Genomic DNA, 19598 nt, shown 5'->3' with positions numbered 1-19598 from the left:
ACTAAAGAACTTTTTTATTGTTTACTGTGGTTTAAATTTTTTGTAACAGCGGAGCTATTATGCCAAACAAACAAAATGTAGTGTATGGATTAGACTTTGGAGCTTCTAATACAGTGTTATCGGTTTTTTGGAATGACAAGTTAGATATTATAAAGCTTTCCGAACTGTCTTTAAGCTTGCCAACATTACTGTATTATACAAAATATGAGAGTTATATCGGAAACGATGCTCAACACATGATGCTGAACTCCGCAACTGACAAGGGACGTTTTATTCGCAATATAAAATCTGCTCTAGCTATTGAAGGAAGTGATAGCACCTTTGTTGTCGATAGAAAAAAATCATATGTTGACATAGTCTGCGATTACATTTCTTCTGTGAAAAATATAGGTGACAAACATACAGGACAAGAATGTAGTGAAGTTGTAATTGGGATACCTGTGAACTTTTGCTCTGTTGATGACTTAAATGAGCAGGCAAAGACTTTCTTAAGAAAAGCAGCATGGCGATCTGGATTTAAGAAAGTCTCTTTTGTTTATGAGCCTGTTGCCGCAATGATTAACAATATGGAGCAGCTTAAAGAGGGAGATACTGCTCTTGTTTTCGATTTTGGAGGAAGTACTCTTGATTTTCACCTTATTAAATTTAACTCTCGTTTTGATATCAAGTCCTTATCAACACATGGAATTAAACTAGGTGGTCATGATATCACCAAAAAAATTATAGAGAATAAAATCTTAAAATATTTTGGTCTAGGCGTTGAATATAAAAGTAAAACCTTGGACCGAAAGCATAATAAAAATAATAAATTATTGATTCCTAACTCGCTTCCATTTGTTTTGTTAGATGATGATTTAAATCGTTCAAAAGATAAAGGCATTATTGCTGAAATTGACAAAATTTTATGGGAATCTGAAACAGACATTCCACAATTACATATTTTAAAAGAGTGTATAAATAAGAGATTGTATCATTATATTTTTGCCGCGGTAGAATTGGCTAAAATAGAAATATCTGATCAATTAGAAGTGGATATTAATCTTAATATTGGCGATTTAGAGATAAAGGAAAAATTAACTCAAGTTGAATTTAACGAAATCTTAACTTGTTATAAAAACGATGTTGTTGATGCTTTTTCGATTTTAATAGAAACATCTAATATCAAGCGTAGTGAAGTGAATAAGATTGTCTTGGTTGGAGGGTCTACAAAGATGCTCTATTTTCAAGAGCTACTAAAAAACTACTTCACATGCGCAGAAATTATAGAAACGAAATTTTTATTTGAGAGTGTTGCAATGGGACTAGCTTACATTGCCTACAATGATAATTATCGTAGTTTAGCGAGCTGAAAACACTAGAGTAATCGAACAGCGCCCTAGACAAAGATGCAGAGAGATAATCTATCTGGCACTTTTAGGGCGCTGTCCTCCACTACTATTGTGTTTCCCTTGGGAAATCGATAATTCAAGTTTCTATTAAATCTACACTCAAATAACTTTTTGATCGCGTAATTCGTTGATCTGTTGTTCATTATATTCTAATTCGCGCAATATATCAGTAGAGTGTTCGCCTAAAAGCGGTGGTGGTAAACGATAACTAACAGGCGTATCTGTTAAGTTCATCGGGTTTCCCAATGATTTCACTAAACCAATCATCGGATGTTCTAACTCAACAACCATTCCTCTTGATAACAAATGCTCGTCACTTAGAGTTTCTTGTGGAGTGTATATTGGCCCACTTGGAATACGGGCTTGTTGAAGTTTCTCTAACCAATATGCGCTGTTTTGTTGTCGCAAACATTTTGCTAGCAGTTCTGTTAATTCTTGGCGATGTTGTAAACGCAATGTATTGTTCTCGAAACGTTTGTCTTCAGCGATTTCGGAGAAATTAATCACTTGCAAAAAAGACTGCCACAGTTTTTCACTTCCCACTCCAACAATAACCCATCCATCAGCTGTCGGCAATGGTTGATAAGGTACAATAGAAGGATGCGTATTTCCTATTTTCTGCGGTGGATTATTTGTCGCGAGATAACTACTTGCGACATTCGCGAGCCATGTTACCTGACAATCGAAAAGAGCATTATCAATACTTTGTCCTTTACCAGTATGAGTTCGGGCGTACAATGCGGTAACAATCGAGAGAGCTGTATAAATACCCGTTGTAATATCAGCAATTGGGGTAGGAAAACGCATTGGATCGCTATCTTTTTCGCCTGTTAATGACATTGCTCCTCCCATTCCCTGAGCAATAACATCGTAACCTGGTTTTTCAGCATATGGTCCGGTATTTCCAAAACCTGAAATACTTGCCCAAATAAGTTTCTCATTTAAGCCGTGACAGTATTTTTCATCTAGCCCCAACTTTTGACGTGAAGATTTGCGTGGTACGTTGTGGATAAGAACATCAGCTTTTTTAAGTAACTTTGCCATGATGTCTCGTCCATCTTGGCTACCTAAATTTAAAGTTAAGCCGCGTTTGTTGCGGTTTGTTCCCAAGTAGTAAGCGCTGACATCACCAACAAATGGAGGTCCCCAGCCGCGAGATTGATCTCCTTTTCCTGGCTGTTCTATTTTAATGACATTCGCTCCAAAATCGCCAAGTAATTGTGCGCAATATGGCCCAGCAAGAGCAGAAGTATGATCTAAAACAACTATACCTTCTAAAGCACTTCTCATTGTTTTTCCTCTAAAGATGCAGAATAATTTTTATAATTCATTATAAGTTACCTATGTTTGATCGAGAATAGAACGCCCCATCAAATAGGTGACTTTTGTAAAAGCAGTACTAGCTTCTCCTATTTGCCAATGATAATCTTTTTGTGGATCAATCTCATCCACCATTTTTTGCCAATCCTTGGGTTTATAAGCTCTTAACGTCGAAATCAATCCATCGAAAACGGTAACTAAGCTTACAATAGGAAATAACACTGTCCACAAAAACCTCCGAAAATTAAGTGGACGTATACCAAATATTCCCAAATAAATAAAAATAGGAAAAGCGAGCACTATATTGAGAAAGCAGCGCGGTGATCTTTGCACCGGCTCCAAGAATACAATGTTAGCTTTATCATTAAAAGCGTCTTGTAGAATAGATTTGACCTGATGTTCTCGAAAATGGTGTACTGCGTTGATTACAACGCGCGTTCCTTCAATTTTAGGAGGTAAATCAAATATATCAACGCTTTTTTCATCGAAGTCAATATTTACTTTTCCTTCACGCTTTAGTTGTTCATAGCGCTCTGTATTTGGAAATTTATCCGAAAGAGTGATTTGAATATCAGAAGAAGTTTGTTTCTCTAGATAACTTGCTAATTCTGTTACTGGCCCTCCACCACCAGCACATAATAATTGTAAATTTCGCTCATTAGTGTCTTCAATGAAATTGTGTACCTTAGGAAAAACAGGCTGAAATATTTTCAGAAAAGAGTAAGTACCAACAAGTAACTCCATCATCGTAACCCGCATAGATTTTGGAAACCAGCTCTGGTCGTTAAATTCAAATAAATGTAGTCGTCCCATGTTTTCTCCTAATATCTTTTTATAAATTCAGCAAATTGCGTTTTGTGATCTATTTGACAATAGAAAATTTCTTACGCAAGTTTTTATGACGGTTGCGAAATAGTAATTTCACAAAAATACTAACTATTGTTTTAAAAGCTAATGGCTCAAACACAATAATATCTTTTACTTGGCAAGCATTTTGAGTAGGAATAACATAACGTTCATGACGCCACTTTTTCATGGTAAACATAGGTGACTCTTCAATGAAATGCTGTCCTTCGACAATTTCCACAGGTGTAATTCGCAAACGATCAACGGGAATAAAGCCAAAAAGTAAAATCCAACTACTAACAATAACTTTACCAGGCTCAAAATTTTCAGCGGTTATTGTAGAAAAAATGTCGAGTTTTGTCATGTAAACAAGTGGAAATAACTCGCTATTAATTCCACGCTTTGAAATAATCCAATTCCACAATGTTGCCGAATCGCTGTTGACTGTCGATTCAAATTCTAATTTCATATGTAGTTTTCTCCACTACTTCCAGCTAATGCAACCTTTATTTTCTTGATAAAGATATTGTAATTATTGATGATAGAGATTGACTATTTGGAAAATTTTTTTAACAAAATAACTGTTTGAATTTATAATTTATTATTAAATAATGACGCAAGAAAGAACGGTAGAATAAAGGTATTACATATATTGATGGTAATCTTTTAGCTAAAATAATGTATAATAACCAATAAAAACTTCTTCAAAAATTATTTTACATAAATAAACTCACTTATTGTAGAAAATGATACATGAAGTTTGACATTTCAGCTGGACTAATCCTATTAAAATTGTGTATTTTGACTCATAATATCTCTGGTAAATCAATTAATTTAGAATATATATAAGAAGCTTCCTTGTCTTAGTAAAAGTAAACTAAACTCTATCTCTATAAGGCAAGAGGCAATTGTATCTTTTGATTAGATGCCAATAGAGTGAGAATAAATTTAAAAATCTTAAATTTATTTGAAACGATAATGTGAAACTATCTGCTATATCTACGCTAGGAAAAGTGGGTGAAAGAGCAGCGGTTTCTTACTTCATTCCTTTACTTAAAAACTCAAATAATAGTACGAGGTTATTTTCTATATCCGTACTAGCCTTCTCTCATTCCTTTAAAGACTCAAGCAATAGTGAGATTATCTGATACCTAAGCAACTATATTTGTACTATTCTTTGTTTTGTAATTTCTGTTACAGAAAATGAAAAAATTAACCTAAAGGCTATAAAATGAAATTTTATCAAGATGCAAATTTTGCCAATTTTTTACTACAAAATAAAAAAATTAGTCAACAGCAATTGCAGCACTGTTTTAATATCCTTCAAAAAACTGGAGTCAACGAGAAAAATATTTCTTTTGCTTCCATTTTAATTTCCCAAAGATTGATTTCTTTTGAGGAACTTAATGGTATGTGGGTACAGTTTAATCAAATATCTACTGACGCTTCAGTAAATACAAAGGGTTTCAAACCAGGAAGCAAATTTGGTTGCTACCAAATACAAGAAGAATTGGGGCGCGGTGGAATGGGTGCTGTTTACAAAGTCTACGATCATAAATTACAGCGTTCAGTTGCACTTAAAGTCATTTTAAGAGAGAACAATATTTCTGAAAAACAAATCCAAAGGTTTATGTTAGAAGCGCGTTCTATGGCGAAATTGCGCCATCCAAATATTATTGAGGTTTACGAGGTAGGATCTGTACCGCAGAATTACTTTACCATGGAGTATATCGATGGTTATTCTTTAAGTTCTGTGCTTAAAAATAGTATATGGAAGTTTAGTTATCAACAAATAGCAGAAATTTTTCAACAATGTTCACAAGCTCTAGAACAAGTTCACAAAGCAGGTATCGTGCATCGAGATATAAAACCGGCAAACATTATGCTAACTCGAGAAAAAAAACCAGTACTCATGGATTTTGGTCTAGTGAAGATTATGGATAATGATTTTTCTCAGAGTGATGGTATTCTAGGAACACCGGCTTATATGCCACCAGAGCAAGCACTAGGACAACCGGTAAATCACAGCGTTGATATATATGCACTGGGAGCAACTCTTTATCAAGTAATGTGCCAACGCCCTCCTTTTCAAGGCTCTAGCTTTGTTAATATTGCTTGCCAAATTATAGAAAATGATCCTGTAGCACCGCGTTCTTTGAACCCAAATATCCCTGTTGATTTAGAATCTATATGCCTTAAATCCTTGGAAAAGTTAATTTCTCAACGTTACAAAGATGCAAAATCTTTAAGCAAAGATCTTAAAAACTTTATCGAAAATCGCCCAATTATTGCTAAAGCTGCCACGAAAAGAAGCCTTGTAAAAAAATGGATTATGCGAAATCAAATTGTTAGTGCTATGGCTTTTTCTCTTTTTATTACAGTGGTTTTTGGAATAACGATGATAGTTATTAGCTGGCAAAAAGCAGAGAAAGATAAAATAATTGCGCAAATAAAAGAGAGAGAAATAAAAGAAGCACTAAATTTTGCAAGAAAAACTCAAAAACAAATAGAGTTAGCTCAAGTAAAAGAGCAGCAAATATTGAGGGAAGTTAAATTAGCTAATAAAGAGAAGACAAAAGCGTTATATGAAACTCATATAAAGTTGGCTTACGAATTTCAAAGAGAGAATTATTACAACCAAGCTCGAAGAACAATACAAAACTTTAGATTGAAGGTTCCGAGGTACAAAAATTATGGTTGGGAGTGGAAATGGCTTGTTCAAAAATGTTTCCAAGAGGTTTACAATATTGATATTCAATCTATAACTGAGTTTGTGCTAAGCAATAACAATAAAATATTGGCTGTTGCTAGATGGGGAGAGGTTATTTTATATAAAATAGATCCAAAAAGCTTTCAGTGCAATAAATTATGGACAAAACATTTTAAACATGATAATGTCAGCAGTTTTGCTTTTAGTCCAAGAAATGAGTTTGTAGCTATTCTGACAAAGAAAACAAAGAACAATCCCCTCAGTAAATTAATAGTGCTGGAAGTTAAAACAGGGAAAATAATCAAGGTTCTTTCTTCTGATAGTGATGGAATTAGTTGTGCATTTCACCCTTCAGGTAGAATTGTTCTTTGTAGTTATCGAGGAAAAGAAGAATATTTACCTAGTAAAAAAAATACCAAAGACATACGAAACATAATTCTTTGGGATATTTATAGCGGTAAAAAAATAAAAGAGATAATAACTTCTGTAGAAAATTTTAATGCTGCTGTTTTAGATGTAGAATTTTCTCCTAAAGGTAAAATTTTCGCAAGTGTAGGTGAAGATACGTTTGTAAAAATATGGGAAACGAGAACTGGTAAACTGATAAGAAAATTATCTAGCCACACAACATCAGTAAATCAATGTAAGTTTAGTCATAGTGGTAAATTATTAGCTACATCTAGTAATAAAAACATTATTATTTGGAGAGTTGCCGATGGAAAAAAACTAAAGATATTTAATGATCTCGGTGATGCCCTAAATGTAGCGTTTACCAAAAACGATAAACTTTTGGTCTCCGGTGGAAGAGATGGCACTCTAAAAGTTTGGCAAGTAGCTACAGGCAAGAAATTAAAGACCTTTTTTGGCCATATTGGTGAAATTTTAAATTGTTTTATTACAGACAATGATTATCTTATTTCTGCAACCAATAATACAAAAGAACCTATTAAAATTTGGAATTTAAAAAAACTCGAAAAAAATCCGATAACCCTCCCTAGACAATCTAATGAAATTATTCACTGTAAATTCAGTCCTAGTAACAAAATAATATCTACAGTCACTAAGTTAGCAACTACACCCATGTTTTGGAATAGTAATAATGGTAACAGGTTTCTTGCTAGTTTTGATAGCCGCTTGTTTAGTTTATCTCATGGCAGCATTCTCCCAGATGATGATAAAATATTTTTGCTTACAACAGCTCTTAAACGGGCAGGAATTTATAGTTTAAAAAGTAGCAAACAATTACTAAGACTCTCTCTTGACTTTAATTCTACTTCTGGCAATTTAAGCGCTGATGGAAAACTTGCAATGGCTATAGGATGGGAAGGAGAAATAGCACTTTGGAAAACAGCTTTTAACAAAAATGAATATAACTTAAACAGAAAAACTTTTATCAAAACCCATTGGGAAAAACGTTCTCTTCGATTTTGTGCTTTCTCTCCAAATAATAAATTTTTTGCTGTTGTTGGAAAGAATAGAGGACCAATAGGGTTTTGGGGTATAGATGACGCAGGTAAAGTTACTGTAAAACCACGTTTATTACAAGGAAATTATCAGTGTTTTAGTTTCAACAAAGACCCAAACAATATAAAAATTGTGGCGGGTGAAGGAAATAGCATTGATTTGTGGAATCTCGTATCTAGAAAAAAACTTTTTACTTTTTACGGACATACCAAAAAGGTTAACAGCTGTATTTTTATTCCAAATAAAAACAGAATCATTTCTGCCAGTGATGATCATACAATTAAAGTGTGGAAAATACCGAAAAAAGGAGACAAAACGAAAATAGTAAACACCTCTATTTTAACTTTTAGAGAACATTTCGCTGCTGTAACAACTTTAGCAATTAGCTCGGATGGCAAAAAACTTATTTCTGGAGACAGACAAGGCTATATTAAAATTTGGAGTGGCGAAGGTATACTAAAATAAATCAGTAATTAGTGACAACCTAACTTTGTAAATATGAATTGATATAACAATTTTATTGAACAATCATGAAAGTAATATTACAAGCGCTTTGCACTGAATAAAACTCAGAACTAAGTGTCCAAGAAAGGAATAACCAAACGTTTTTTGCGTACTACAGAATAAAAGTGAAATGAGAGGTAGTATCACAAATGAAAATACTAGCAACCAATCACCAATAACTACAGTTAAAAACCAAATAGGCAATATCAACCATTTGTACTGGTTATAAATGTCATAGTGCACCCAAAGAACGAATTCTACTGCAAAAAACAAATGCAAGTATATTGTTATTCTTTGTCTATTCTTTATAATAGTTCTTACAAATTTCATTATATTTCCAATAAAAGGATTATTTATGGCTGTTTTTTTATGGTTGGAATTTTTTCATATAATCATACTGTCGGTATTTTATGTACTATGCGCTATTTTACTAACTAAAATGTCTTGGAAATTCTGTGTTGGCAAGTTACTTTCTGATGAAAGTCACTGGTCTGAGAAGGCAAGGATTCTATTTTCTGCTCGCGTAGGTGCAGGTTCTCTTGTCGTTGTTTTTCCTGTTGCAATTATAACTATTTTCTCTACTTACAGATATCAAATATATGAAATAACACCTTTAATTTTAAAATTGTGGTGGTTTTCGGCGATTGCTTTGTTTGCATGTATTACGACATCTTCAAAAATATATCGTTTATATGTTGCTACTTCTCAGGTAAGCACTATTAAATCTTTAGGTTCTTCGTGGTTGTTGTTATATCCGCATTTACTTGTTGCACTTATTTTCATGGCAATGTGTTTTTTGATACCACAGAGTTATTTGTGGTTGTGGATTGTACTATTTGCAATGTGTACTTGGCTTATGATCACTAAATGGTCTTTGATGATAACTAAGTGGTTGAAACTCATAATTCCAGCACCGCAATTGCAAGAGATGCTACCGAGTGATAAGAACATCACCACTTATCTTTTCTATCACAGATCTGCAAATGCTTTTGCAATGACAATGTGCGGAGCTATTTGTGTAAGTGAGAAACTTTACCGTTTATTAGATCGCGCTCAATTAGAAAGTATTATGTTACACGAATACCAACACTTTGAGAAAAAGCAAAACACCGCGCGTAGCTTTTTTTGTGCAGTACCTTTTCTTTTGGTGAGTAGTTATTACATACTCTCTGTTTATGAAGTGTCTCTTTACTGGATGATCCCGATTTTTCTTTTGATTATTGTGATAAAAAATATTGCTCTAAAAATCTTTGTTCGTGAAGAACAGGAAATAGACGCTTTTGTTAGCGAAAATATGGATAACAAAGCGTATGCTTCTGCTTTAGAAAAAGTACATGAAGTTAATCTTATTCCTGCGGTCGTGACAAAAAACCTCACTCATCCACATTTATATGATCGTATGTTAGATTCTGGAGTTACACCAGATTTCTCGCGTCCAGCACCTCCGCCTAAAAACCACAAAATGATTTTCGTCATTTTTTTAGCGGTAATGTTACTAGTAACACCTCAAATACTCTCCGTTTTTTTGAGAACCAGTGGCAGTTTAAATGGTGTGTATGGCCATATGATTGCAAATGGAATTGGCACTAGGAATGTTTATCAATTGGCAAATATACACTTCCAAAATAAAAATTATAGTACAAGTGCTATGATGTTTGGAAAAATAAGTGATGAAAATTCAAACTATGGTGATTATGCCGTTGCTCTAACAGCGCAAAGTTATGCTCTTGCAGGCAATATAAATATGGCTCGTATATACTGGCAAAAAACTAAAGCTAGGATAGTAACTTCGCATACACTACAACACGAAGAGAAATGGCTTGCGGATATTGAAAACTTAATTGAATCCAAATGATAGTACGTTAGGCTCTAATTTAAAAAAATAATCACAATGATTGCTGCTGATGAAATACCTAAAATATTAACGAGATCATTGTTTATCCAGACAAATCCTCTTATACGCGTTTGGTGCTTTTTTTCCGTTTCATTACCATTTTCATCACGATAGACTACTTGATAAAAAGCACCGAGTATTGAATCAACAATACTGCCGAGAAGACCGGATACAGTTATGATTGCCATTAATTTAAAATTACGATAGTCGTAAATCATGACGGATGGTAACACTACAAAAGCAGAGCCTAATAAAGAGTAAACAAATCCCATACTACTGACAGCACCTGATGTTCCCTTGGGAACGCGGGACAAAGTACGTAGAGATATGGGATCTTTTTTGTTGAGAATGCCTAATTCTGTTGCCCAGGTGTCAGCGTTAGCTGCTGCAAAACTAGTGATAGTTGCCCATAGAAAAACGTTATTGTCGGTAAAGAAATAAACGCATGCACAAATAGTACCAACCCCTCCATTTGCCAATACTTGAAAAGCGTCACGATGACTTGTTTTCTCAAATTTTTCCTCAGCGTCATACTTGTCTTTTTTACAAAGGCGACTTAGTAAAGACGATGAAATGAAGAATAACAGTAGTGCAATAATACCCATTTCGCCTGCGCAAAATACAATAACACTTCCTAATATCATTGCGGCAATAGCTCCGTCCCCTGTTAGCGATTTTTTTTGGTATGCAACGATAACAATTATCCACGCTAATAAAAATAGGAGAATGATCGCAAAAAACTGCGAAAACAAAATGAAGAAAAAAACCACAAGAGGAACACTTAAATTATCGAAACCATATGGAGTGCTTATTTCAAGTAAAGTAGCGATTATTGCTATTTTGAGGCTAAGAATAATTGAGATATTTGTTGTTGGTAGACAGATATAAGCAATGATAAAACTTACAACAAACATTGTGCTACTACCAAGAATTGTTTTGTTGCTGCCAAGCACAGAAAACGATTTTTTACCCCAATTTTTTCCGAAAACAGCTGCTAAGCCATCGCCATAACCTAAAATTAGCACTGCAATAAGAGCAGCGTTTTGTTGTTGTTCTTGTCCCCAACTGAAACAAACAAGAACAAGCAACGTTGCAGCGTAGTATACTGTTCCTAAATCTTCTTTGCCTTTACTACGCTCAATGCTTTTTACCAATTTCCAGCGATAAGAAGCATAGTTGAGAATTATAAATAAAATTGTTGGTAATAATGCGTAAAATTGATTTGTGACTAGCCAGCTAGCGACAATCCACCAATGACACACGCCTATATGAATAAATTTTCTGGCGTTTTCGTGTTGCCAATTACCTTTTATATATAGAAGTTCACCACTAACAACGATAGCCACATTGAAAAGAATGGAAATCGCGCTGTAGGAAAATTGCGTTAAGTCAAAATACATTACAAAAACTCACCTGTGCGAATTTTACGCCGCAATAGATCAGAAAAGCTGTGTGCTGAATTTTCTGTCTTTTGAAAATTATCTTGCATAATACTATCATAATTATCCATTGCGATTTTTACACTTTTAGAAAAAGGATGGTAGTCTGTAGCCATGACAAAGTCAATATCTTGAATTTCCTGAGCAATATCTTGGTATATAGGAACATCCAAACCTTTTGCCGTTAAGATACGCGCTACTTTGACTTTTTCTGGCATCTCTTGCTCTATTTTTGTGCATGTAGCAAAGATAATTTTTTGTTGTCGATTGCGATTAGCAGAAAAACCGAATAATCTACAGATTAAAGGACGAATATCATAAACAGTACAATGAGTTTCATTGTCATAAAATGGGCAAGCATTCCACTTTACTTTGTTTTGTTCTACATTGCGTTTGTATAATTTGTGTTTTTCAGGGTGATTACGTAGATATTTTGCTAGTGGTACCGCCTCTAAAACCGAAATATATGGCTCAAAACGTTTGCAACATTCTCCACAGTTTACAATACAAGATACGCAAGTTTTCTTTTTGAGGTTATCAACTTGGTTTTCTATTTTTTCGTAGATCGCTGTTAGTTTATTTATTTTTTCTTCCATTTTTTTGTTACCAATCATCAATTTCTTGTTCGGTATTTTTTATAAACAGCAATGCTTCATCTAAACTACATACTTCAGCGCCAGGTATGCGCCCCGCTTTATTTAATTCGTCTAATTCTGTTAGATCAGAAAAATATTCACTTTGTTTTAGTATTACTTTTGCTTTGTGCCCTAGTTTCCCTTTAGCGAGAAGTTGTGCCTCGCTATGATAACGAATAAGAAAAAAAACACGCTTTGATACTAAACCTTCGATAGCGTGAGCTCCTGCCGCGGCATGATGTTGAGGGTCAAAGGCTTTACCAATGTCGTGAAGTAAGGCCGCTTGTAAAAACTCAACATCATAGCCATGCCATTCTTTCGCTAATTCAAAGACTTGTAAAGAATGGTACAACATATCTCCTTCAGGATGTGAAGAGTTATGTTTAATATCTTCAAGAGGAAGGAGCAACATTTTAAATTCATTATACTTATCTACAGATTCTCGTAAATTTGGACTCTCGTAAAAGTAAATTAAGCGTTGTAATTCATGGCGCACTTCTTTATTTGAAGGAACGTTTTCCTTGTGGAAAAAGCTTATACCTAAACTTTGCGCCGCTCTTTTCTTGGCAATATAGTAATCAATTTCTTGCTGTGCGTGTAACATCTTTGCTGCTTCTAGAGCAATAGCTCTACGATTATTATTTGTTTTATTCATATTAGTTAGTGCAGGTTTTCACCTGGAATATATTCAATAAACACTGTAAGACTTCCACCGCAAATATCGCCATCTTCAACGCCTACTTTATCATTGAGATGACAGGTAGCAACACAGCTCTCGTGTGTTTCAAGAAGAACATCTAAAGCTTGTTGACGTATTTGCGATTCGACACAACCACCACCTATGGTTCCCACTGTTTTTCCATTTGGGAAAATAGCCATCTTGGCTCCTGTTTTTCTAGGAGTAGAACCTCTGGCGGAAACTATAGTGATTATAACACAATCTAGATGAGCATTTCGGTATTTTTGAATATTTTTATATAACTCTGTATGCATTTAACTATCCCACTGCAAAATTTTCTTCGACACTAAACTTTTTTTCAGATGTCGAAATTGTGTTTTGAGAGATTGTGACCACTGCCCACCTCTATTTTGAACGCTGGTGATTTCGGCGATAATACTAAGAGCAATATCTTGTGGCCGATCTCCACCTATAGGCAAACCAATAGGTGCATGAATAGAACTTAATTGTTCACGTGTGTAACCTTGTTGTTCTAAAAGTTTAAAAACACCTTCTAGGCGACGTAGGCTTCCTACCATGCCAATGTAAGCGTGCGCTTTATTTAGCAGTATTTTTAAACATGTGCTATCGAATGTGTGGCCACGAGTAATGAGTACGTAATACGTGTGTTTATTTGTCGGTAAGGTAGATAATGCTTCGCAAAAATCTTCTGCAATTACATTGTTTGCTTCAGGAAAACGTTCGCTATTTGCATAGTCAGGTCGATCGTCAATGACACAAACATCAAATCCCATTAATTTTGCTAACTGGTGCAGAGGCAATGCAATATGACCTGCGCCGAGAATGACTAGCTTTTGTGCTTGGGGAAATACTTCTACAAAAGCTTTTGTTTCTCTTGTATTGTTATTAGCAATACGCAATTCACAGGAATGATTGTCTTCTAGAATTTCGCGAGCAGCATTAATAAAAAACAGATCTAAATTAGCGTTTTCAATTATAGAAAAATGTTCGGTCTGAGTCACAACGGTGACCATTCCCAAAGGAATATCGAACGAACCTTTTTCATAAACATGAATGCAAGCAAAAGGTATTTGTTCCTTGGTAAATTCAATGACTTTGTCAACAAGATGCATAAAATCCTCTTTTACTCTATTTTATATTGCCATAAATGTATTGGCTTTAGTTTTTCAATGGCTAGTTCGTTGTTTACTTTATACCCAAATATACTCTCTGTAAGTTTTTGCGTTTTTTTCTCTAAATAAAGTTCAAATAACCATTGTGGTATTTTTTGACGAAAATGTATGCTACAGTCTAAGAAGTGTTCAAAAATGCGTATATCACGTGTTACATATATTTCTTCTCCAATGACTGTATCGTAAAATTTAATGGTGTTCTTGTTGTGTATCGTCAAGTTTTTGGTGTTAGGTTTTTCAATTTTCATATCCCATAAACGTATGGTTGTATCAAAAGAAGCCGAGGCTAAAACATCTAACTCTTTGATATAAACTAAGGAAGTTACTGCGTTTTTGTGTCCCCGAAGTATGCGCAAAGTTTTTTGAGTATTTAAATTCCATAAACGTATTGTTTTATCTATAGAAGCCGTAGCAATTACATTTTTAGAAAGATAAGTAACAGAAGATACTGCTTCTGTATGACCTGTTAAACTATATTGTTGTTGACCGCTTTGCAAATTCCAAATACGAATAGTTTCGTCATCAGAAACCGAAATCATCGACTGATTATCAGAACTAAAAACAATTTGATTAATAACATCTCTGTGGCCAGAAAAAGTTTTTATATGCTCCCCTGTTTTATAGCGCCACAAGCAAATAATTCCATCATGTCCTGCTGATGCTAACATCGAACCATCAGAATTAAAGCTAACAGTGGATATTTTGTCTTTATGTCTACGTAGAGATCTCTTTATTTTTCCATTTTTGATATTAACTATTTGTAAAATATTTTTATGAGTACTTAAAACAATATATTTGTTGTCTGGAGTAAAAGTAATGGTTCGAAAATTCCATTGTTTATTTACAAAAGATGTCAAAAGACTTCCTGAGTGTACGCTCCAAACGTTTACACGTCCAGAGGTTGAAATTGTCGCAATTGTAGAACCATTAGAGCTCTGTGCTGTTTTTAAAATCAAATCTTTCTGCCCAGGGAAAGTACGTAAAGTTTTACCTTTACCTATATCCCAACTGATAATTTGTTTATCTATAGAAGTTGAAATGAGTGTCTTGCCAAAATTAGAAAGATGTACAATGCCATTTTTGTGTGCTTTGAGTACACGAAATTTTTTATGATCGCTAACACGCCACATTTTTACACTATTATCATTTGAACATGAAGCCAATATACTACCATCTTTGTTATAACGTACACAATGTACTTGACTGTTGTGTCCCTTTAGGGTACGAATTCTTTCTCCAAGATTTATATCATATATTTTAATTGTATTGTTGTAATCATAGCAACCAAAAGCGATAGTTTTTCCGTGTGGAGCAAAATCTAATTTCGATGCGACATTATTTACTAATAAACTTTTGACTTGTTTGCCAGTTTTTACGTTCCAAATTCTTATGGTGCGATCTAGAGAACTAGTGGCTAATAAATTTCGCTGCCGATTAAAAGCCAAGCTGTAGATAATATTGGTATGACCGCGTAATATTTTACTTGGTTTTCTTTGCCCTAATTTCCATATTTTTACAGTTTTGTCTAAAGAGGCAGATGCCAATCGATTATCAGAGAAAAACTTAACGCAAGTTATTCCAGTATCGTGTGCCTGAGTTGTAAATATCTTCGAAAGCGTTTTTACATTCCAAACTGTTAGCTTACCGCTTACATGGGCAGCAGCTATATTTTTGCCATCGATAGAACAAGAAATGGATAAAGCAATTTCATCGAGCAATATTTCATTTTGTTTTTGCCAGGTAGCAGTGTTCCAAACAATAATTTTTTGGCCAATAGCGGAAAATAAATACTGCCCATCGTTTGTAAATTCAATAGCACGAATGATTTTCTCATTATGATGTAAGTCAACGATTTTTTCTCCAGATTTACTATTCCAGATACAAATGACTTTTCTTGTACAAGAAGCAAGAATCTCCGTTGTGGGTGAAAAAGCTACTTGTTCAAGACTTCCCACCGTATAATTCTTGGGTGTAATCTTCTTTTGCGCTGATATACTCCACAATTCTGTACTAGCATTCTTTCCTGTGAGTATGAATGTTTTTCCATTAGGATTTGTTTTTATTCTGTCATAAGAAGAACTTGAAATCGAAAATTGTCCCACAAGTTTTTTAGCTTCGATATCCCACAAGGCAATTGTCTCATCTTTTGCTATAGATATAAGTTGATTGTTATTTGCGATGTAATCTAAATCGTAAATAGCATCGGTATGACTGCCTAGGATATCGATATTATTGTTTTTCAAATTCCATAGTCGAATAATGCCATCTTCGGAAGCAGAAGCAAGTAAACTGTTTTTTAGTGCTATTATTTTTGTTACTGGTTTGTTGTGACCCTTTAAAAGACGATGATTATTCTCTTTCCAGTTCCAGAGATAAATGTTGTTTTGTTGGTTAACAGCAATAATATGAGGAGTAACAAAAGCGATAGTGGTGATTTTTCCGTCAATATTCTTTAAAATAGAACTATTGTCAACTAGATCCCAAAGAAATAATTCGCCGCTTTCTGAAGCAGAAACAAGTCGCTTCTTCGAACGAGCGATACAAGTTATTTGTTCTTTGTGTCCATTTAGAACACTTACAGAATCGCTTTGTTCTAAATTCCATACTCGAAGGCTTTTATCTTTAGACGCAGAAATAATAGTGTTGTCATTAACGAAAACAGTAGCAGTTATACCTTGAGAGTGTCCATCGAAAATCCGTATTTGTTTCCCTGTTTGCGTATCCCACAAGCGCACAGTATTGTCCTCTGCGCCTGAGGCGATATATTTTCCGTTTTTACTATAAGAAAGGGTATTTAGTGTCCATTTGTAGATGTGAGGTGTTTGCCAAATAATCGGAGAATGAAGTAAAGCTAAACGAATAAGTTCTTGGCTTTTTTGCTTGATGTGTTTCTGATGAGGAACATCTCGTACATATTCAAAAGCTAAGCCTGCGTAAACACCGCAGTAAGCATATAGAGAAGAATCTTTCGTTTCTTGCGCTTCATGATAATTTTCTTGTGCTTTGCGTAATGCAATATTAGCTAAGTTGACCAAAGCATTATCGCGTTGAGTTGTATTAAGGTCTTTTTGCTTTTCTAATTCTTTGGCTCGTGCGATTGCCATACTACTCGATTGTTCTGCGCGTTCTCGTGCATCGATAGTTTTATTGTGGCTTTTATTTATAAGCCAAATTCCCGAAGCCAAAGTAGAAATAATAATAAGCACTGCTGCTACTAAAGCATGGCGCCATACTTTAGCCATTCGCAAAGAACGAATAGTTTTTTCTTTGGCGATCTTGATTTGTTTTATTAATTGTTGTCTTTTTAAAAAATCCTCTATTTCAAGTGCTTGTGCTTCTGCTAATCCTAAGTCTCTATTTTGTATAGCTGCTGTTGCGTAGGAAAAACGCGCTGCGAATTGCCCAGATACCGCATCCTTGTTCTCGCTCCATAACTTAATAGCTTGTTGAAAACCAGCTAATGCTTTTGCAAAATCGTCGTAAATGCGGTTGCGTTCAATATTTGTTTTATTCACAATCTGTGATTCGCGTATATTTTCATTGCAATGTTCTAATAATTCAAGAGACTGCTGCGAAATAATAACACTTTCGCGGTGTTGTAGAAAATCTTGCAAAGCTTTTTTGAAATCACTAACATTTTGATAGCGACGCTTAATACTTTTTTCTAGAGCTTTGGCGCATACTTCGCGAATTTCTTGTGGAATATCGTCATCAAATTCGGGTATTTCATTACAGGAAAGATATATTGATGCCTTGATATCTTTTGCTTTGTGAGGTGACTTTCCCATGAGAATTTCATACAATATTCCTCCGAGAAGATAAACGTCTGTCCATGGTCCTATTTTCTTACCTTTACCTTTTGCTAATTCAGGAGGCATGTAACTGGGGGTTCCCATTGGAAATTCAACATCTTCAAAGTGTAAAGTTCGTACTTGAGAAGCGCGCGGTGTCGTGATATCAACAGCAACTCCCCAATCCATGACAAAAACTTCTCCAAATTCTCCGACCATGATATTTGCCGGTTTTAGATCGTTGTGAACAATACCTTTATTATGAGCAAATGCAATAGCGTTGCACACATTTTGCAAGATTTCAAGATGGGCAATTAGATCGTATTCGTCGGCTTTTTCGCGTTGACTTCGTGTAAAAGGATGTAATAATTCGTGCCAAGAACCTCCCTTGATTAGCTTCATTGTAAGCAATAATTCATCATTATCACCAACACCCATATCGTATACTGGAATAATATTAGGGTGGTCAAGATAGGCTGTTACCATTGCTTCTGAAATAAATTTTTCTTTTTGATAGTCATGTTTTGCCATTCGCGGCTGTATAGCTTTTAAGGCTATTTCGCGTTGTAAATTTTTTTGTATTCCTTTATATATAACGCCCATACCACCACTGTTTATTTTTTTTTCAATAGCACAATGTTCAATAGAAGGGTAGTCACGCATTATCTTTTCTAAACTAGAACTTTTTCCACTTACTGTAAACTCAGCTTCTGCATTTGGTTCCTGTTCTTGATTTTCAGAATAGAGAATAGTTTTTTCTGAAGCAAAATTTGCGTTGATTTTAGGATTAGCACTTAAAGCTATTCCTAGAGTAAAGGATTTGTCGACATCAATTGCTTTTGTGTGAGAAATTTCTTGGAGTTGTTGCCATTTTTCGTATACTCCGTCTTTATCCCAACTATGAGGTTTCGTTTTCACCTTTTCAACGCGCACGGATTTGTCGTTTAGTTTATCTAACAAGCGTTGAGCTTTTTCATAATCAGGATTAAGTTTCAATGCTTTTTGCAATGAATCCTTTGCTTCGTCATACTTACGCAATTTAGTTAAAATCATTGCGTGCCTAGTGTAACAAGAAGCACTTGATTGTATGGCAATCATTTGCTCTATGATCTTAAGTGCTTTTCGCCATTTATGTTTTAAAATATAACGATCGCGCTCGCGGCGTAATATATCTAATTGTTCATTGTCTATTTTCATTATCTTCCTGATATTTAGCGTCTATAAAGAACATCATTGAAATACCTGTAAACACTGTAGCTCTTAGCGAGCGTACCATCAATTAGGTCATGAGCGTGACTTTATCCGTTTGTAGTTGTTACTGTGTTTAAAGAAAAATAGCTTCTTTTTCAGAGAATAAACGGTGGTACAATCACGATAGCAATTACGAATTATATAGCGTAAAACAAATAAAAAGCGCGTTTTTTTCTAACGGATGGCACGCCTTTGTTTGATGCTAACTAGAGCAAGTCAAATTAAGTACATTGATTCATAAGTTTTTACGCACTATAACGCAGTTAATTTTGAGTGTTTAGCTAGGCACTTTGAAGGCGCAAAACCATAGTTTTATAACTGAAAAGTAACGACGCTGACGCTCAAAAGTACAAGTCAGAATGTGTAAATAATTTTGAATCAGTGTATTAAGTGACCTGCCAAAAGTATTTACCCATTGGCATTTGGTTCTTTTAATTTCTAGTGTGTTGTTCCTTAGTTACACAGTTATAACTGCGCGACTTCG

General features: G+C 34.6%; 13 protein-coding genes. 3 read left to right on the top strand and 10 right to left on the bottom strand.

Features of this window, described 5'->3' with window-relative positions; all coding sequences use genetic code 11:
- The first annotated feature begins 59 nt into the window (after positions 1-59).
- Positions 60-1349 carry an Hsp70 family protein gene (locus tag UABHE_RS24060; RefSeq protein WP_372365859.1) on the top strand — a complete coding sequence of 430 codons (1290 nt, stop codon included), beginning with the start codon at positions 60-62 and terminating at the stop codon, positions 1347-1349.
- 138 nt (positions 1350-1487) lie between these two features.
- Here the strand turns inward: UABHE_RS24060 and UABHE_RS24055 are convergent, their stop codons facing one another.
- From UABHE_RS24055 to UABHE_RS24045, 3 genes are read right to left on the bottom strand one after another with little or no spacing between them, the layout of a single operon-like run.
- On the bottom strand, positions 1488-2678 hold the full coding sequence (locus UABHE_RS24055; RefSeq protein WP_372365858.1) for a CaiB/BaiF CoA transferase family protein: 1191 nt from the start codon (positions 2676-2678) through the stop codon (positions 1488-1490).
- 51 nt (positions 2679-2729) lie between these two features.
- Positions 2730-3521, bottom strand: coding sequence for a hypothetical protein (locus UABHE_RS24050; protein WP_372365857.1), 792 nt, complete (start codon positions 3519-3521; stop codon positions 2730-2732).
- Positions 3522-3570: 49 nt separating this feature from the next.
- Positions 3571-4023 (bottom strand): hypothetical protein, encoded by a 453-nt coding sequence (locus UABHE_RS24045; protein ID WP_372365855.1) that lies wholly within the window; start codon positions 4021-4023, stop codon positions 3571-3573.
- Between the two features lie 762 nt (positions 4024-4785).
- Between UABHE_RS24045 and UABHE_RS24040 the strand changes: the two genes are divergently transcribed.
- On the top strand, positions 4786-8193 hold the full coding sequence (locus UABHE_RS24040; RefSeq protein ID WP_372365854.1) for a WD40 repeat domain-containing serine/threonine protein kinase: 3408 nt from the start codon (positions 4786-4788) through the stop codon (positions 8191-8193).
- Between the two features lie 63 nt (positions 8194-8256).
- Here the strand turns inward: UABHE_RS24040 and UABHE_RS24035 are convergent, their stop codons facing one another.
- The gene (locus tag UABHE_RS24035) at positions 8257-8562 is read right to left on the bottom strand and encodes a hypothetical protein (RefSeq protein ID WP_372365852.1); all 306 of its coding nucleotides are present in this window, start codon (positions 8560-8562) and stop codon (positions 8257-8259) included.
- A gap of 25 nt (positions 8563-8587) precedes the next feature.
- Between UABHE_RS24035 and UABHE_RS24030 the strand changes: the two genes are divergently transcribed.
- Positions 8588-10087, top strand: a complete 1500-nt coding sequence (locus tag UABHE_RS24030; protein ID WP_372365851.1) for a M48 family metalloprotease — start codon at positions 8588-8590, stop codon at positions 10085-10087.
- Positions 10088-10101: 14 nt separating this feature from the next.
- Here UABHE_RS24030 and UABHE_RS24025 read toward each other — a convergent pair whose 3' ends face one another.
- The 6 genes from UABHE_RS24025 to UABHE_RS24000 are packed head-to-tail and all read right to left on the bottom strand — an operon-like array spanning position 10102 to position 19060.
- On the bottom strand, positions 10102-11526 hold the full coding sequence (locus UABHE_RS24025; RefSeq protein WP_372365850.1) for a DUF92 domain-containing protein: 1425 nt from the start codon (positions 11524-11526) through the stop codon (positions 10102-10104).
- On the bottom strand, positions 11526-12161 hold the full coding sequence (locus UABHE_RS24020; protein ID WP_372365849.1) for a YkgJ family cysteine cluster protein: 636 nt from the start codon (positions 12159-12161) through the stop codon (positions 11526-11528). The genes UABHE_RS24025 and UABHE_RS24020 overlap by 1 nt, the downstream gene beginning before the upstream one ends.
- 7 nt (positions 12162-12168) lie before the next feature.
- A complete protein-coding gene (locus UABHE_RS24015; protein WP_372365847.1) occupies positions 12169-12855 on the bottom strand; it encodes an HD domain-containing protein in 687 nt (228 codons plus the stop codon).
- A gap of 5 nt (positions 12856-12860) precedes the next feature.
- Positions 12861-13193: an XdhC family protein gene (locus tag UABHE_RS24010; protein ID WP_372365846.1), complete on the bottom strand. Its 333-nt coding sequence runs from the start codon at positions 13191-13193 to the stop codon at positions 12861-12863.
- Positions 13194-14012 carry an XdhC family protein gene (locus tag UABHE_RS24005; RefSeq protein WP_372365845.1) on the bottom strand — a complete coding sequence of 273 codons (819 nt, stop codon included), beginning with the start codon at positions 14010-14012 and terminating at the stop codon, positions 13194-13196. It abuts the gene before it with no gap.
- An 11-nt stretch (positions 14013-14023) separates the two neighbouring features.
- Positions 14024-19060 carry a protein kinase gene (locus UABHE_RS24000; protein ID WP_372365843.1) on the bottom strand — a complete coding sequence of 1679 codons (5037 nt, stop codon included), beginning with the start codon at positions 19058-19060 and terminating at the stop codon, positions 14024-14026.
- Between the last annotated feature and the right edge of the window lie 538 nt (positions 19061-19598).

Origin of the sequence: Candidatus Uabimicrobium helgolandensis, assembly GCF_041508025.1 — a bacterium.
Classification (GTDB): domain Bacteria; phylum Planctomycetota; class Uabimicrobiia; order Uabimicrobiales; family Uabimicrobiaceae; genus Uabimicrobium; species Uabimicrobium helgolandensis.
The sequence above is the reverse complement of the archived record's forward strand: the minus strand, read 5'-3'. Positions and strand labels throughout refer to the sequence as shown.

Coding starts and splice junctions, on each gene's coding strand:
- UABHE_RS24025 (WP_372365850.1), bottom strand. CDS start 11,526: ATGTATTTTGACTTAACGCAATTTTCCTACAGCGCGATTTCCATTCTT.
- UABHE_RS24020 (WP_372365849.1), bottom strand. CDS start 12,161: ATGGAAGAAAAAATAAATAAACTAACAGCGATCTACGAAAAAATAGAA.
- UABHE_RS24015 (WP_372365847.1), bottom strand. CDS start 12,855: ATGAATAAAACAAATAATAATCGTAGAGCTATTGCTCTAGAAGCAGCA.
- UABHE_RS24040 (WP_372365854.1), top strand. CDS start 4,786: ATGAAATTTTATCAAGATGCAAATTTTGCCAATTTTTTACTACAAAAT.
- UABHE_RS24050 (WP_372365857.1), bottom strand. CDS start 3,521: ATGGGACGACTACATTTATTTGAATTTAACGACCAGAGCTGGTTTCCA.
- UABHE_RS24030 (WP_372365851.1), top strand. CDS start 8,588: ATGGCTGTTTTTTTATGGTTGGAATTTTTTCATATAATCATACTGTCG.
- UABHE_RS24000 (WP_372365843.1), bottom strand. CDS start 19,060: ATGAAAATAGACAATGAACAATTAGATATATTACGCCGCGAGCGCGAT.
- UABHE_RS24035 (WP_372365852.1), bottom strand. CDS start 8,562: ATGAAATTTGTAAGAACTATTATAAAGAATAGACAAAGAATAACAATA.
- UABHE_RS24005 (WP_372365845.1), bottom strand. CDS start 14,012: ATGCATCTTGTTGACAAAGTCATTGAATTTACCAAGGAACAAATACCT.
- UABHE_RS24010 (WP_372365846.1), bottom strand. CDS start 13,193: ATGCATACAGAGTTATATAAAAATATTCAAAAATACCGAAATGCTCAT.
- UABHE_RS24055 (WP_372365858.1), bottom strand. CDS start 2,678: ATGAGAAGTGCTTTAGAAGGTATAGTTGTTTTAGATCATACTTCTGCT.
- UABHE_RS24045 (WP_372365855.1), bottom strand. CDS start 4,023: ATGAAATTAGAATTTGAATCGACAGTCAACAGCGATTCGGCAACATTG.
- UABHE_RS24060 (WP_372365859.1), top strand. CDS start 60: ATGCCAAACAAACAAAATGTAGTGTATGGATTAGACTTTGGAGCTTCT.